General features: G+C 42.9%; 12 protein-coding genes. 8 read left to right on the top strand and 4 right to left on the bottom strand.

What is annotated here, in order from left to right; translation table 11 throughout:
* Nucleotides 1–187 precede the first annotated feature (187 nt).
* Nucleotides 188–1,063, bottom strand: a complete 876-nt coding sequence (locus BLP33_RS22430) for an AraC family transcriptional regulator (RefSeq protein ID WP_090533316.1) — start codon at nucleotides 1,061–1,063, stop codon at nucleotides 188–190.
* A gap of 446 nt (nucleotides 1,064–1,509) precedes the next feature.
* Nucleotides 1,510–4,359: a TonB-dependent receptor gene (locus BLP33_RS22425; protein ID WP_090533314.1), complete on the bottom strand. Its 2,850-nt coding sequence runs from the start codon at nucleotides 4,357–4,359 to the stop codon at nucleotides 1,510–1,512.
* A gap of 284 nt (nucleotides 4,360–4,643) precedes the next feature.
* On the opposite strand from BLP33_RS22425, the gene BLP33_RS22420 reads away from it, so the two are divergent.
* The 5 genes from BLP33_RS22420 to BLP33_RS22400 all read left to right on the top strand — a co-directional run bounded on the left by BLP33_RS22420 (nucleotide 4,644) and on the right by BLP33_RS22400 (nucleotide 10,179).
* On the top strand, nucleotides 4,644–5,714 hold the full coding sequence (locus tag BLP33_RS22420; RefSeq protein WP_090533313.1) for a sensor histidine kinase: 1,071 nt from the start codon (nucleotides 4,644–4,646) through the stop codon (nucleotides 5,712–5,714).
* Nucleotides 5,711–6,454 carry a LytR/AlgR family response regulator transcription factor gene (locus tag BLP33_RS22415; RefSeq protein WP_090533311.1) on the top strand — a complete coding sequence of 248 codons (744 nt, stop codon included), beginning with the start codon at nucleotides 5,711–5,713 and terminating at the stop codon, nucleotides 6,452–6,454. Before BLP33_RS22420 ends, BLP33_RS22415 begins: the two co-directional genes overlap by 4 nt.
* 301 nt (nucleotides 6,455–6,755) lie before the next feature.
* On the top strand, nucleotides 6,756–8,174 hold the full coding sequence (locus BLP33_RS22410) for an ATP-binding protein (protein ID WP_090533309.1): 1,419 nt from the start codon (nucleotides 6,756–6,758) through the stop codon (nucleotides 8,172–8,174).
* Nucleotides 8,175–8,227: 53 nt separating this feature from the next.
* Nucleotides 8,228–9,889: a response regulator gene (locus BLP33_RS22405; RefSeq protein ID WP_090533307.1), complete on the top strand. Its 1,662-nt coding sequence runs from the start codon at nucleotides 8,228–8,230 to the stop codon at nucleotides 9,887–9,889.
* Between the two features lie 23 nt (nucleotides 9,890–9,912).
* The gene (locus tag BLP33_RS22400; protein ID WP_090533305.1) at nucleotides 9,913–10,179 is read left to right on the top strand and encodes a UBP-type zinc finger domain-containing protein; all 267 of its coding nucleotides are present in this window, start codon (nucleotides 9,913–9,915) and stop codon (nucleotides 10,177–10,179) included.
* A gap of 113 nt (nucleotides 10,180–10,292) precedes the next feature.
* Here the strand turns inward: BLP33_RS22400 and BLP33_RS22395 are convergent, their stop codons facing one another.
* Nucleotides 10,293–10,730, bottom strand: coding sequence for a DoxX family protein (locus tag BLP33_RS22395; RefSeq protein WP_090533303.1), 438 nt, complete (start codon nucleotides 10,728–10,730; stop codon nucleotides 10,293–10,295).
* 181 nt (nucleotides 10,731–10,911) lie between these two features.
* Nucleotides 10,912–11,895 carry a sugar phosphate isomerase/epimerase family protein gene (locus BLP33_RS22390; RefSeq protein WP_090533301.1) on the bottom strand — a complete coding sequence of 328 codons (984 nt, stop codon included), beginning with the start codon at nucleotides 11,893–11,895 and terminating at the stop codon, nucleotides 10,912–10,914.
* 85 nt (nucleotides 11,896–11,980) lie between these two features.
* Between BLP33_RS22390 and BLP33_RS22385 the strand changes: the two genes are divergently transcribed.
* The 3 genes from BLP33_RS22385 to lysA all read left to right on the top strand — a co-directional run bounded on the left by BLP33_RS22385 (nucleotide 11,981) and on the right by lysA (nucleotide 15,959).
* Nucleotides 11,981–13,111, top strand: coding sequence for a glycosyltransferase family 2 protein (locus tag BLP33_RS22385; protein WP_090533299.1), 1,131 nt, complete (start codon nucleotides 11,981–11,983; stop codon nucleotides 13,109–13,111).
* 244 nt (nucleotides 13,112–13,355) lie between these two features.
* Entirely contained in the window at nucleotides 13,356–14,666 is a 1,311-nt protein-coding gene (locus BLP33_RS22380) for an aspartate kinase (protein WP_090533297.1), read from the top strand.
* 126 nt (nucleotides 14,667–14,792) lie between these two features.
* A complete protein-coding gene (lysA, locus tag BLP33_RS22375; RefSeq protein ID WP_090533295.1) occupies nucleotides 14,793–15,959 on the top strand; it encodes a diaminopimelate decarboxylase in 1,167 nt (388 codons plus the stop codon).
* Nucleotides 15,960–16,004 lie beyond the last annotated feature (45 nt).

Here is a 16,004-nt window from a genome sequence, read left to right as displayed (position 1 = left end):
AAAACGAGAGATATATCACCGTGAATTTAGAAATTATTCCCAGGATAGGATAATAGAATTATTTTCAGCCTTATGGAAAAGGATATTGAAGGGGCTGCTGCCCTGTCATGAACTGCCTTTTTTCTAAAGGTCAGCCCATCCCGAGTTATTTTCAATACAATTAAAACCACTCGGGGATAGCAAAAAATTATGTTTTCTTCGTAAACTCCTTTTGGTACATGAGTGGGCTTTTACCTGTTACCTGTTTAAAATGCTTGTGAAAAGTGGAGAAATTATTGAAGCCGCTGTCGTAACAAAGCTGCTTGATGTTGAGCTTATTTTCAATGAGGAGTTTGCAGGCATAGCCTACCTTTATTTCGATCACAAACTGTGAGTAGGTTTTGCGGGTTTTTGATTTAAAGTACCGGCAAAACGAGTTCGCGCTCACACCGGCTATATCGGCAATTTCTTCCAGGTAAATCTTTTTGCGGAAGTTACGTACCGAGTATTCATAAATATTATTGAGCCTGTCGCTTTCCGATTCATTATGATCGTACTTAAAACCTATAGAAGTTAGATAATTAAGCGGTGAACTGCCCGCTATGGTATTCAATGCTTTGAGCAGCATGATGATCCTTTCGGCACCATCAGTATTAAGCATAGTGGCTAAAATAGAGGCCACCTGCTTTTTTATTTCACCTGTTATTTGCAAGCCACGTTTTGAACGTTCAAGCAATACTTTTATTAGCTTGTTTTCTGGAAGCTGAAGAAACTGATCGCCCCAAAAGTTTTCGCAAAAATGTACCACGATGGTATCAACCGGCACCTGTTCGTTGCCATTATTAAAGTACATGTCGTCAAAGCGCCAGTAATGAGGCAGGTTTGATCCAACCAACACCATATCGCCGTCTTCAAACTGCTTAATACTATCGCCTATAAATTGCGTTCCGCCACCTTTGATGAAATAAATCAGCTCCAATTCGGGATGGCAGTGCCAGCGGTTATTGATATCCGGTGATACATCATGCCTTACGCTAAAGGAATGCGCAGGATCGGCAGAAACTTTAAGTAAAAGCGGCTTCATTCAGTTTTATTTACAAATAATGGGTTAAATGTAATTAAAAACTGTAAAAAAAGCTTATTTTTTATAAAGGGCTAAATTAACAAATATTCGGGCTACGAAGTACCCCCGCAAAAACGGTCCAGGTAAATTAACACATAAAAGTTTAATCTTTGGTTTGTGTAGTTTAATTAAATAATAAAAAAAATGAGAATAATATCTCATACTACTGCGTTGATATTCAGATTGATTGAATAATAAATTGGTTTAAGCCAAAAATCGAAACCTAAATAAGTGCATTAACGTATAATTAATAAAAAAGGGGCGTCCCGTATCTCACCCCGGAACGCCCTGCAGTTATCTGATGATAACATCAACTAAATCTCAGATCATCATGCTTTTTGATCTGAACTCACCATCGTTCTCAGGGATGGGAAGGTTTTTAATATTTTATGAACCTTTGCTGTTCTTTAAAATGGCGGCGGTCCGCCGGGGCCGCCGCCCGGAGGTGGAGCACCCGGTCCGCCACGCTCCATGGTTGGCCTTTTGCCGGCAAATTTCTGTAGCTTAAGCGTAAAGGTTAACAAGTAGTAACGCCCCAAACGATTACTGTTGGTTTGAGTGATATAGCTGCCGTTCTGAGTGGTAGTATACCCGGTATTTTCATTAAACACATCCATCACCGAAAAGCGTAACGTACCGGCATTGCCTTTCAAAAAGCGACGCTCAACATAGGTATTCAATATATTAGGATTGGTAGCGCCCGTATAACCATAGTAGATCATTTTTGAATAATCATAGCTCAGGGTCCAGTCTTTAAAATAGCTTTTGCCATTAAGGCCAAGATTAAGCGTTTGGAAGTTACTGTTAACATTTGCCTGTTTGATAGAATTGCTTGAGGTGTTAACGCTGTAAGTAGTGCTTGCTTCGGCATCAATAACGTCGGTAATGCTTACCCTAAAGCGCGCGCCTTGAGATAATACCAAATTTTTGGCTATATTCTTTTCGGTTGTCATGTTATAGGTAGCAGAGTCAACGTTACTAATATATGAGACGTTGTTATTGTACGAAATGTTACCGATCATGAATAAATTATATTTTCTTTTTTGCCATGGCTTGGCGAACACGTAAAACCCCTGGGCCGAATAATAGCCATCGGCATTTAAATATTGGGTTAAGATACTTCCCGCAAGTTTACTGTTTGGTGCATAATTTCTGGGGTAGGTAATGGTGTTGGCTACTATCTTATTATCTGTTTTAATGAACGACAGGTTACTGAAAAACACGTTCCCGCTTTCAAAATTGAATTTATTGTATTTTAACGACAGCGTGTTGTTGAACTCCGGTTTCAGATCGGGGTTACCTTGTACCGGGTATGATGCGTTACTAAAATCGGTAACCGGCTGCAACTCGGTATAAGTAGGCTGGTTGCTGCTGCCATTATAGTTTAAACTAAGTGACTGACTGCGCGAAAAGTTATAAATGAACCTTGCAGTAGGCGCCCAATTAAACGTATTGTTATTAGTAGTAAATGGTGTGCCATCAACTATCGACGATCCTTTTAATAGCGTAGGTTGCGCTACCAGGCCCAGGGTATAATTGTATTTTTTGTCGATAAAACGATAGTTAAGCCCGAACCTGTTGGTAACAAAGGTCGAATTATAGTTATTGCTTAACAAATCGTATCGGTTGATATTTCCATCATCGGCCAGGGTATCGGTGGCCCTGTCGGCAGTGGTGTAGGAGTAATGGTAAGCGTAGTTAAGCTCCAGGTATCCTTTTTTGCTGATAGGTTCCATGTATGATACCGTAGTCCCCACACTATCGGTACGGCTATCAGTATTGATGAACTGGTTTAAAGGTGCGTTGCGGGCCCCGTCAATATAAGTGTAAACCGGGTTTTGATATTTGTTAATGGTATAGCTGCCTGCCCCAACATTTACACTGAAGTTGCGCCCGTGACTGTTAAACCTGTGGTTAAGCAACACATTAACACCATAATTGGGCTCGGTTGATTTACTGAGGTTTGCGAGGCTATAATTTGATACCGTTTCCGAATTTCTGAGCAGTAAACTGGTTGCGTCGGATGTAGTATTGGTGCTGGCGTAAGCATATGTTGGGGTAATCTTTATATAGTTTACGGTATCGGGTTTATACTCAATGTTGAAATTAATCCGGTGGTTCAGCTTTTCGTCTTGCTGGTTATTGGTTTGCGTATTGGTACTGGGATTGGTTGACGAAAGATTATTTTGAATAGTGCTGCTGATGGTGTTCACCGAATTATCGGCAAAACTGTAACTGCCATAAGCGGTAATTTTTTTGCCCCAGCTATCGCGATAATTGAACCCGAACGAACGTGCTGTAGTGATCCCGTTTGATGAGCTGCTGTTTGATCCCGGAGGGCCACCCGGTCCGCCACCTCTTGGACCACCACCTCCAAAACTAAACAGATTGGTATTGGTGTTGTTAAGGTTACCCAAAAAAGCCAGCTGTCTGTTGCCATTAAAGCTAAACACATTGGCCGAAGCCACATGCCTGTTGCTCTCCTTATCGCTTGAGACACCGGGAATAGCATCCCGCCCGCCACCTATGCTGGCCTGCCCAAAGTAACCATAGTTTTTATTTTGCTTAATAGTTATGTTCAGTACCTTATCCGGTTCGCCGATTTTTACACCGGTAAGATTTGCCTGATCGCCATAATCATCTATGATCTGGATATTTTGTACGATATCGGCAGGCAGGTTTTTTGTAGCTGTTTTAACGTCGCCTCCAAAAAAATCCTTTCCATTAACACGCACCTTGGTTACACTTTTGCCCTGGGCGGTAATATTGCCATCTTTATCAACATCCATACCAGGCAGTTTTTTAATCACATCTTCAACAGGGGCATTATCGCGTACTTTGTAAGCATCGGCGTTAAATTCAATGGTATCTTCCTTAAGCTTTACCGGGTTCACATCCGCAATAACTACGGTTTTTAACATCGTAGTTTCTATTTTCAGGATAACCGGCGGCAAATTAGCCGGCTTATTATCATTAGCCAACACAAACCTGCGCCTGAGTGGTTCATAACCTATCGAGCTAAAAACTAAACTAAACTGGCTTACTGTCACATTGTTAAATGTAAAGGTACCATCGGCACCCGTAATAACGGTAGTGCTGTCGGTACCGGTAAGCATTTTTACGCTCGTACCCGCAACCACGTAACCGGTAGAGTCTTTTACGACACCTTTAACCGTACGGCCAGGGTCGGCTTTTGCGTTAAACGGTTTGATAAACGCTAAGGCAATAATTACTGCCAAGGAGTATAGGATTTTCATTTTATGCTGATTAACAGCCCCAAAACAATAGCATTATTTTTAGTGAAAAAAAGGGAATAGACGGGCGTTGTTTATGTATAGACGGGATACAGCTTTTTGCCTATAAACACTGACTGTTATCCTACGAAAGGTTGATAGAAGTCTTTAAAGATCAGATCAAAGCGTTCATCGGTGATTTTTGCCTCCCGGGCGATTATAATTGTCTTATAGTCTTATTGATTTGTAATATTGCTGAATTATATCTGTAAATTTATTTGCCGTGCACCGTAGCGTAAATCCCCTAAATGAGCCTTAAATCAAAAAGCAATACCATTACCGTCCTCATTCATATTTTAATATGGGTGGTGTTTGGACTGCTGTTGTTCTTTTACCAGCCGCTTACCTGGAATGTTGAATTTCCGTACCAGTTCTGGATCAAACAGGCGGTTACTTTTTTTATACTGGTTGCTGCCTATTACTTTAACAGCAAATTACTTGTTCCGCGCTTTTTACTGCATGACCGCACCGGTATGTATTTTATAGCCGTTGTAGGTATAGTAATAGTTTTTTTATTGCTTAACAGTTGGGCCGATAAAGCGCTGCATATGCATGAGCATATGGAAGCCGTTTTTCACCGGCAGCACCGTCCGCCTAAACCAAAAGACCGCGGCGGCTGGGATATTTTTGGAACCGTGATAGTGGCATTGGTTTTAGGGATCAGCACCAGTATTACGGCTATACAAAAATGGCAGATGGATATCCGCCTGCGCCAGGCCCTGGAACAGGATAAGATCAGCTCGGAATTATCTTTTCTGAAAGCCCAGATCAACCCGCATTTCTTTTTCAATACGCTCAATAACATTTATGCGCTTACCCATGTTAACGCCGAAACATCGCGCAAGGCGCTGCACCAGCTTTCGCGCATGATGCGATATGTATTATATGATACGCAGCATGGTACGGCATTATTAAGCCAGGAGGTAGCTTTCATTAAAGACTATATCAGCCTTATGGAACTGCGCCTTACCCAAAAAGTAACCGTTACCTTTACTCCGCCTGCACACACTAACGATGTAACTGTGGCCCCGATGATTTTTTTACCTTTTGTAGAAAACGCCTTTAAACACGGCATCAGCGCTACGGAGCCAAGCGCTATCCGCATCATTATCGATCAGCATGATAATCTACTGGAGTTAAAGGTAGAGAATGGCATCTATAAAGATCATAACCTAAACATTGGCGAAAATAAAGGTATCGGTTTAACCAATACCATTCGCCGGCTTGATTTGCTCTATGCAGGAAAATATAAACTGGATATTACTGAGGATGTAACCGCCAATATCTATACTGTTCACTTAACCCTTAACCTGTCATGATAATTAACTGCATAGCTGTTGATGATGAGCCGCTTGCGCTGGGCCTGGTTTGTGCTTTTATCGAGCAAACCCCCTTCCTGAAACTGATTGGCCGTTATAGCAGTGCCGTTGAGGCACTTGTCGGCTTACAGGATAAAAAGGTTGACCTTATTTTCCTGGACATCCAAATGCCTAACCTTAACGGCATGGAGCTCGCACGGGTGCTTGACAGTCGCGGATCAAATAAACCACGCATCATTTTTACTACCGCTTACAACCAATTTGCTATAGAAGGTTACCGGGTTGACGCACTCGATTACCTGCTCAAGCCTTTTAATTATGAAGAGTTTCTGCATGCATCAAACAAAGCCCTGAATTATTTTGAACTGGTGAACCGCTCGAACAGCCCTGCAACCGTAATTGCCGCTGAACCCGAAGAGGAAGAGTACTTGTTTTTAAAGATAGAATACCAGTTAGTAAGGATCGCTCTTAATGACATCTTGTACATTGAAGGTTTGAAAGATTATGTAAAAATCTATCTTCAGGATAAGGAAAAACCATTGCTTTCCCTCACCAGTTTAAAAGCTTTGGAAGAAAAACTGCCATCCAAACGTTTTATGCGTGTACATCGTTCATTCATTGTATCGCTCAATAAAATCAACTCCATTACCCGCAACGCTTTACAGATAGGTAAAGTGAACATTACCGTTGGGGATCAGTATAAAGAAGCCTTCGGGGTATTTTTGAGCAAATGGAATTGAACCCGGATTTATAGGATTTTCCTGATTACTGGATTTTTGAATGCTGCCTGAAGATTAACCGAGCCATTCGATATTCTACCCCTGCGATCGTGTCTCCACGATCGCCTTCAAAGCCATCAACTTTCCATATTAACAAAGCGTTTCGTGAGGACACGAATTCAGGGAATCCAATAATCCCCTAAATTCCGGTTCAGACAAAATCCTGGTACAGACAAACAAAATCCATCCTGCACAGGTTCACCTAATTGCAATTTTTTGCCTCATTTTTACATCATTAAATAATATTCCCTACTTTTAAATTATGCAAAAGGTAAGTGAACTACAGGTAAGCGTATCAGACTTAAAAGCTTTTGAAGCTTTGGCCAATATACCCGACGATCAGCTGCAATGGCTGATTGATAAAAGTGAGATCTTAACATTTGAAGATGGTGAATACCTAATGGAGCCGGGGCAGGATCTTACAGGCCCACATTTTATAATAGAAGGCAACATGCGCTTCTTTATGATGCAGCAGGGTTCGCGTCGCGACTATACCATGGTTGAAAAAGGAAGTATCACGGGTTATATGCCCTATTCCCGCGGTCTCATAGCCAAAGGCTATGCCCAGGCTGTTGGCGAACTGACGGTGTTGAGTTACCCTACAGCCGAAATCATGGAGATGATTCGGAACCATTTTGAGCTTACGCAGGCGCTGGTACATATCATGACTACCCGCGTACGCGATTTTACGGCCATGCAGCAGCAAAATGATAAAATGATGGCTTTAGGTAAGCTATCTGCCGGTTTAGCGCATGAGCTTAATAACCCGGCATCGGCCATTGTGCGCGACTCGTTGTCATTAAGAAAACATCTGCGTATGGTGCCTGCCCATCTGAAAAATATGTTTGCCATAAGGGCGAGTGATGAGCAGGTTGATGGTTTGACCGACGAGTTGTTCAGGATTCTGAATAAAAAGGAATGCTATACCCGCCTTACACTAAAACAGCGTACCCAGCTTGAAGACGAAATATCAGAATGGCTGGAAGATAACGGTGTTGAGGATGCCTATGATATAGCCGAAAGTTTTGTTGACTTTAGCTTTACGACCGAAAATCTGGAGGCACTAAAATCGCACATTCCTGAACATGCAGTACCCATCATTATGGGCTGGCTCAGTGCCAAGCTTATGGGCGAAAAGATGATTGAAGATATCCAGGAGTCTGCACGACGTATTGCCGAATTGGTAAGTTCCGTTAAAACGTTTACCCATATGGATCGCGCGCAGGATAAGCAGTATGCCGATATCCACGTAGGGATCCGTAACACGATTACCATGTTGGGTTACAAGATCAGGAAGGAAAATATTACCGTAATTGAAGAGTTTGATGAAACCCTGCCCGAAGTGAAAGCGCTTATCGGCGAACTTAACCAGGTTTGGACCAACCTGGTTGATAATGCCCTTGATGCCATGGAAATAAATGAGAGAGGCACACTTACCATCCGCACAAAAAAAGATAACGACTTTGTTGAAGTAAGAATCATTGATGATGGGCCCGGCATACCCGAAGATAATATCAGCCAGATCTACGATCCGTTCTTTACCACAAAAGAAATGGGCAAAGGTACCGGTATGGGCCTTGAAGTGGTGCAGCGTATTGTGAAGCAGCACCGCGGTTCAATAAAGGTAAAATCAAGACCCGGGCATACCGAGTTTATAGTTTGCTTCCCGATAAATGGTTAGCAAAAAACTGATTTTACCAAAAATATTAGTTAATTTGCCTGCATATTTACCCTATGAGCCGTCCGATAATATTTTCCATAGATGATGATCCGCAGGTACTGCGGTCAATAAGCCGCGATTTAAAGTCGCAGTATGGCAAAGAATATAAAATACTAAGCACAACATCGGCAAATGAGGCATATGATACCCTTATTGAACTGAAAAACAGTTCGGAGGTGGTCGCCTTATTTTTGTGCGATCAGCGCATGCCCGAAATGGAAGGCGTTAAATTTCTGGAAAAAGCGAAAAAAGTATTCCCCGAAGCTAAACGTGTACTACTGACCGCCTACTCCGATACTGATGCCGCCATTAAAGCCATCAACGATGTGCAGCTTGATTATTACCTGATGAAGCCATGGAATCCTCCCGAGGAAAAGCTTTACCCGGTAATTAATGACCTGCTTGGCGACTGGCACAGCCACTACATCCCCGAATTTGTGGGTATGAAGCTGGTAGGTTACCAGTTTTCGCCTCAATCGCACGTTATAAAAGATTTTTTAGCCGGTAACCTGATCCCTTATCGCTGGTTTGATATCGAAAAAAATATCGATTCGGCCAGTTTGCTTACCATCAATAACCGCACAACCGATGATTTGCCGATGGTTATATTTGAGGATGGCAGTTGTTTAACAAAACCAACCATAAGGGATATTGCCGATAAAATGGGTAAAAATCCAACCCAGCTCACTGATGTTTATGACGTGGTGATCATTGGTGCCGGCCCTGCAGGGTTGGCTGCTGCCGTATATGGTTCATCAGAAGGCTTAAAAACTTTATTGATTGAGCGTAAAGCACCGGGCGGACAGGCCGGTACCAGCTCCCGTATTGAAAATTATCTGGGTTTCCCGGCAGGTTTAAGCGGCGCCGATCTTACCCGTCGCGCCATAAGTCAGGCTATGCGTTTAGGCGCCGAATTTTTATCACCCCAATCTGTAAGCGATATCAAACAAAAAGATGGCTACAAAACCATTATTTTGGATGACGGGCCCGAGATCATCAGCCGTACAGTAGTAATTACCACCGGGGTTGATTACCGCAAGCTGGAAGTTAAAGGCGTTGATAACTTTACCGGGGCAGGTATTTATTATGGCGCCGCAACTACCGAAGCTTCGGCATGTACAGGTAAAGAGGTGTTTGTAATTGGCGGAGGTAACTCGGCCGGACAGGCAGCTATGTACCTTTCCAAATTTGCAAAAAACGTGCATATTATTATCCGCAGAGATGATTTGACGGCAACCATGTCTGCCTACCTGATCAACCAGATTGCCGATACGCCCAATATAAAGGTTATGCCAAATACCGAGGTAATTGAGGCCGAAGGTACCAACTGCCTTGAAAAGCTTACGATACAAAACTGTAAAACCAAAGAATCTGAGGTTAAAACGGCTAACGCATTGTATATATTTATTGGCGCTAAACCTTATACCGACTGGATAAAGCTGGATATTATTAAAAACAGTAAAGACTTTATTGAAACCGGCCGTGAGTTGCGCAGCTATGAAAGCTTTGGAAAAGTTTGGAAGCTTAAACGCGATCCGTTCCTGTTAGAAACCAGTTGCCCGGGTATATTTGCAGCTGGCGATGTGCGTGCCGGGGCTATGAACCGCGTGGCATCTGCCGTAGGCGAAGGCTCAATGGCTATAAGTTTCGTACATAAATATCTTGCCGAAGTTTAAATTATTAATCACTACATATACCTATGGAAGAAACCTGTGCCCACATCGAAGCTGTTGAAAGCATAACCGAGCCCAAAGGCTACGTTTGTGAGGAATGCATAAAACATCACGGTTCATGGCTGCACCTGCGTACCTGCCAAACCTGCGGCGTTACGCTTTGCTGCGATAGTTCACCCAATACGCATATGACTAAGCATTTCCACGCTACAGGCCATCCCGTAGTTATATCTGCCGAACCAGGTGAGCGCTGGCTATGGTGTTATGTAGATGAAGCCGTTAAAGGATATTAATTGGAAGTCGGAAGTTTTGAGTTCGAAGTTTTAAGTCCCAAATTGGGAGTTTTACAGTTTTGGTGTTAGTTAAAAGAAATTCCTTTCCTGGCTCTTGATTTCTTATCTCTCCATTATCCCTTAAACGACAGTACTTTATCCAATGACCATGGACCGGAGCCTAAAATGGTAAATAGTATAAGCAGAGCCAGAGCTGTAATTGATGGCCATAACATGGTATTGATAGGTTCCTGGAAAATCCCTGTTAAAAATACTGCGCCCACCAATATAGGGATCTGAATAATGCAGCCCAAACGGGTTAATATACCCATGGCTATGAGTATACCACCAACCATGTGGGCAAATGATACATAGTATACCAGGATCATCAGCATATCTGGCGATACGTTAATAACATCCTGATCGGTAATAATACCTCGCAGGTATGATGTATTTTCCATAAAAGTTATGCCTTTCACTAATAAAAATACGCCAAGAACAATACGCACAATATCCAAAACTTTAGGGTGATGAGTGTCGCCCCAGTGTTCAATTTTATGAACCAGATTCATAAAGCCCTCCTTTTAGTTTAATAATTGGTTATGAGCAACCCGGGGCGATCAGGGAGATCAAGCGACGGGCATGCTGTTATTAAATTTAGTAACAAATTTGTTATAAAACAAGTTTTAGGGGAGTAAAAAAAATGACAGGTTGAAGCGCGGATACTTAAACCTGTAATGCGTTGAACGAGACCTACAGGTCATACTCTGCCAGCCATCCACGCAATCTGGTCAAATCCTTTTTTAAAGCGGCCGAAAACTCATCCTTACTAATAGTCAGCTCACGTTTACCATCCTCTGCCCCGCCTAAGGGATATTCGCAGTGCAGGCTCATGGGGCCATTGATATTGTATTGTTTTAGCAGGCTGAAGTATTTTTTATAATCAACCATACCCTCGCCTAATGGCACACTTTTCACCCGCCATTTGTCGCCCTTTTTCTCCCAGTAAAAATCTTTTACATTGATTGTTTTGGAATAAGCCTTCAACAGGTCAAGTGTAACAGGCCAGGTATCGGCACCTTCAGTTGTTGCATGCCTTACATCGTACTGACAACCGATGTTATTAGGATCAAGCCCTTCAAGGCTCAGCCATAAATCCCATTGTGATGCTCCAAACAAGTCGCCGGAGTGGTTTTGATAGCCGCCGTGCATGCCATACCTTTTGTTGAGCTGGGCAAGACCGGCCAGTTGCTTATTGATAGCCCTGATATTGGCCGGTACACTGGTAGCCTTATCATAATTAAACCAGGCGGTACGATAATATTTAATGCCCAATGCCGATGCTGTTTTCAGGATCGGTTCGGCGTATTTTTCATCAGCAGTTTTAATATTGGTTACTATGGTATAAACCTTGAGCCCGGCTTTTTCAATAGCTTCAACCGCTTTAGGCAGGTCATCGGCAACACGTTCGGGCAGCACGTGGCCATCGGGCCTTACAGTAAGGTCAATTCCGTCAAAACCAAGCTGTACCGTTAAAGCGGCCATATCGGCATAATTAAGCCAGTGCATATGTTTGGAAAATATGCTCACTTTTATTTTTTCACCCGCAGAGGGGTTACCTGTGGCAACGTCAGTATTTAAGGGTGATTGCTTAGCCAAAGCACTTAAACCAAAAGGTAAACCGGCAGCAGCTATTGCGGCCGAAGCAATAAATTTTTTGCGGCTGATGTTTTTCATAGGTGTTAAAATTGGTAATGCAATATGCCATTTTTTGTTGTGATTATTTCCTGATTTTGCCCACCTTTATCCAAACCTATTTATCATGATATTATTCTGGTACAGCGTAATACTGTTTGTATCCACTTTAGCGCTTAACTTTTATCTGCTTATCGGCTTTAAACAAATTAAACAGGTAAGCCGACAACCTGTGATGGATAATCCCCCACCCCTTGCCATCATTATAGCTGTGCGAAACGAGGAGGAAGACCTTGAAAAAGCCTTGCAAAGCGTTTGCCATATCAATTATCCTAACCATCGCCTTATTGTAGTGAACGACCGCTCAACCGACCGTACCACCGACATCCTGAAAGATTTTAGCTTACACTATCCAAAGCTTCAGGTAACTACGATAGACACTTTACCCGACGGATGGCTTGGTAAAAACAACGCACTTTACCAGGGTTACCTTAGCAGTACTGAGGAATGGATGCTTTTTGCCGATGCTGATATCGTTTTTCATCCTGATGCTATTAACAAGGCTGTCGGTTATGCCGTTAAGCACGAGGTTGATCATTTAACCATGTTACCTGAGTTGATCTCCCGGTCGTCAATTTTAAACAGTGTATTTGCCACATTAAGCATTATGCTCATGATTGCCATGAAACCATGGGAGGCAAAAAAACCGAAATCAAAAGCATCGTCGGGCATAGGGGCTTTCAATTTGGTCAGACGTACAGCTTATGAAAAAATTGGCACGCATGTACGCATAAAACTGCGCCCGGATGATGATCTTCAACTTGGTCAATTGATAAAAAAAGAAGGTTTACGGCAGGATGTTTTAGCCGGTAAGGGTTACGTTTGCCTGGAATGGTATAAAAATCTTGGTGAGCTTGGGCGCGGTGTGCAGAAAAACTCATTTGCTGTTGCCAACTATAATCTTGTGCAAGCCATTATTAACGTGCTGAATATGTTATTAACAGTAGCTCTGCCCATGCCGTTGATGTTTATTTTCGGCACTGCAGGTATCCGCATCATGGCTGCTATTATGCTGGTATCCCATATTATTTATATGATGATAGTGCCACCAAATAAGTGGTGGTATGCATTCATGATACCCTTTTCGGGGCTATTTCTGGCCTGGCATTTTTTAAAAGCATCAATAATAACAGTTGTACAGGGCGGCATTTACTGGCGCGAGAGTTTTTACTCGCTTGATATGTTGAGGGGAAAGTGATAAAATTGGGTTTATTACGATCCCGACATCTTATACCGAATGACGGAACGGAGATGTCATTTCTCAATCAAAGCCCAACGAATTTCAAAACTCAGAAGCGATATGCCCGTCAAATTTAAATTCCAATCACATTACATTAAAGCGTTTTAAAACACTATTTTTAGCGCCTCAAATATTGGTGCTTGAATATCAGTAAAATGATGTTCAGGAACACCGATCATATACGGTTAACAGCAACATAAAAATGAAAGTTTTAAAATTTGGTGGGACATCAGTAGGTAGCCCCGCCCGGATGAAAGCGCTGCTTGATATCATTAACCCGGCCGAGCGCCAGGTAGTGGTGCTATCGGCAGTGTCAGGCACAACAAACAGCCTCGTAGAAATTGGACAAGCATATCTCGCCGGCGATAAGAAGAAGGCAGTGCAGCTTATTACTATCCTAAAGGATAAGTACGAAATTTTTATTAAGGAATTGTTTGCGAAACCCGAATTTTTAGCCCAGGGCAAAGAGGTTATCGACTACCATTTTTCGTTGCTCAGCAACCTGGCGAATGATCTTTTCACCCATATTGAAGATAAGATCATCGTTGCACAGGGCGAACTGCTTTCAACTACCCTCTATCATGTTTATTTAAAGGAGATAGGTATCCCATCGGTATTGCTGCCTGCCCTGGATTTTATGAAGATAGATGAGGATAATGAGCCCATTGTTGATCATATTACCGAAAACCTGCTCCCGCTGCTTGATAAGCACCCCGAAGTAAACTTGTTTATTACCCAGGGATATATTTGCCGCAATGCTTATGGCGAGATAGATAACCTGCGCCGCGGCGGCAGCGATTATACCGCTTCATTGATTGGTGCCGGCATCCGCAGCGAGGAAGTCCAGATCTGGACAGATATCGACGGCATGCACAATAACGACCCGCGGATTGTAAAAGGCACACAGCCTATTGCTCAGCTATCGTTTGATGAAGCTGCTGAGCTTGCCTATTTTGGTGCCAAAATTCTGCACCCGCAAAGCGTGTTCCCTGCTCAAAAATATAAGATTCCGGTTCGTTTATTAAACACAATGGATCCTAAAGCGCTGGGTACCCTAATCACCAATACCAGCGAAAAGGACAAGATCAAATCTATAGCTGCTAAGGATGCCATTACGGCTATCAAGATCCAATCGAGCAGAATGCTTTTGGCCCATGGCTTCCTGCGTAAGGTATTTGAAGTGTTTGAACGCTATAAAACATCTATCGATATGATCACCACATCGGAAGTAGCGGTTTCGGTAACTATCGATGACACTACTTATTTGGGGGATATCACTAAAGAGCTGAATGCATACGGCTCGGTTGAGATAGACGTGAACCATACCATCATTTGCGTGGTAGGTGATTTTGGGGCTGAAAAACATGGCTATGCGGCCCGGGTACTGGAAGCAGTTAAACATATCCCGTTAAGGATGATATCATACGGCGGCAGCGATCACAACCTGTCGTTGCTGGTAAAAACAGAGGATAAGGTTGAGACTTTAAGGAGTTTACACAACAGGCTGTTTTAATTCCGGATATCGGATTTTCGATTTCGGAATTACCTTATTTGAAATTTTTAATTTAAAACGTCATCGCGAGGAACGAAGCAATCCCTGATATGCAATAGTTCAGCATGATTTGATGAAATATTACCCATGTTCACAAGTAAAACTATAGATAAATTCAACGGCTTAGAAACTCCGTTTTATTACTACGATCTCGAGGTGCTTAAAAACACCCTGAGTGCCTGCCGCGATGCATCTGCAAAGCATGGTTTCCATGTGCATTATGCCATGAAGGCCAACTTTAACCCAAAAGTCATTGACACCATACAAACCTATGGCTTTGGCGCCGATTGCGTGAGCGGTAATGAAGTTCGGGCAGCTATTGATCATGGCTTTGATAAAAGCAAAGTTGTATTTGCAGGTGTAGGCAAATCAGACCGTGAAATAAACCTGGCCCTTGATGCGGATATCTTCTGCTTCAATGTCGAATCCATTCAGGAGCTTTTCATTATTGATGGCCTTGCTAAAGCAAAAAACAAAAAAGCCGGCGTGGCTATCCGCATTAACCCGAATGTTGATGCACATACTCACCATTTCATCACCACCGGACTTGATGAAAACAAGTTCGGCATCAATACCTGGCAATTACCTGATGTTGCCGCTGCTTTGCGCAAATGTGATAACCTGCAGTTTTTAGGTATCCACTTCCATATTGGTTCACAAATTACCGACCTTGAAGTTTACAAAAACCTGTGTACCCGCATTAATGAAATGCAGGATTGGTTTGAAGATCGTGGCTTCCCGATAAAAGTGCTTAATACCGGCGGTGGCCTCGGGGTTGATTATTACAGCCCGGATAACAACATAGCCGATTTTGAAGCCTACTTCCAGGTGTTTAAAAACTTCCTGAACGTTAAGCCGGGGCAAGAAGTTCATTTTGAGCTTGGCCGTGCACTGGTAGCCCAAAGTGCGTCGCTTATATCGCGTGTATTGTATGTTAAAAACGGGCAGAAAAAGAACTTCCTGATCCTTGACGCCGGCATGACCGAGCTGATTCGTCCGATGCTTTATCAGGCTTATCACCAGATAGAGAATTTGAGCAGGAAAGGCCATGGACCATGGACCATAGACCATGGTCTGAAATATGACGTTGTTGGGCCGATATGTGAAAGCACGGATTGTTTTCAGAAGGATGTGAGCCTGCCTGAGTCATTCCGCGGCGACCTGATAGCTGTACGTACCGCGGGTGCTTATGGTGAGGTGATGGCATCAGGCTATAACCTGCGCGACAGGGTTGGCAGCGTTTATTCTGAATAAGATATCTGAACCTGTGGCCAAGTCTTAGCTGTACATAGGTACCAG

This window comes from Mucilaginibacter sp. NFR10, assembly GCF_900100445.1.
GTDB lineage: Bacteria > Bacteroidota > Bacteroidia > Sphingobacteriales > Sphingobacteriaceae > Mucilaginibacter > Mucilaginibacter rubeus.
This window is presented reverse-complemented; position numbering and strand designations above follow the sequence as displayed.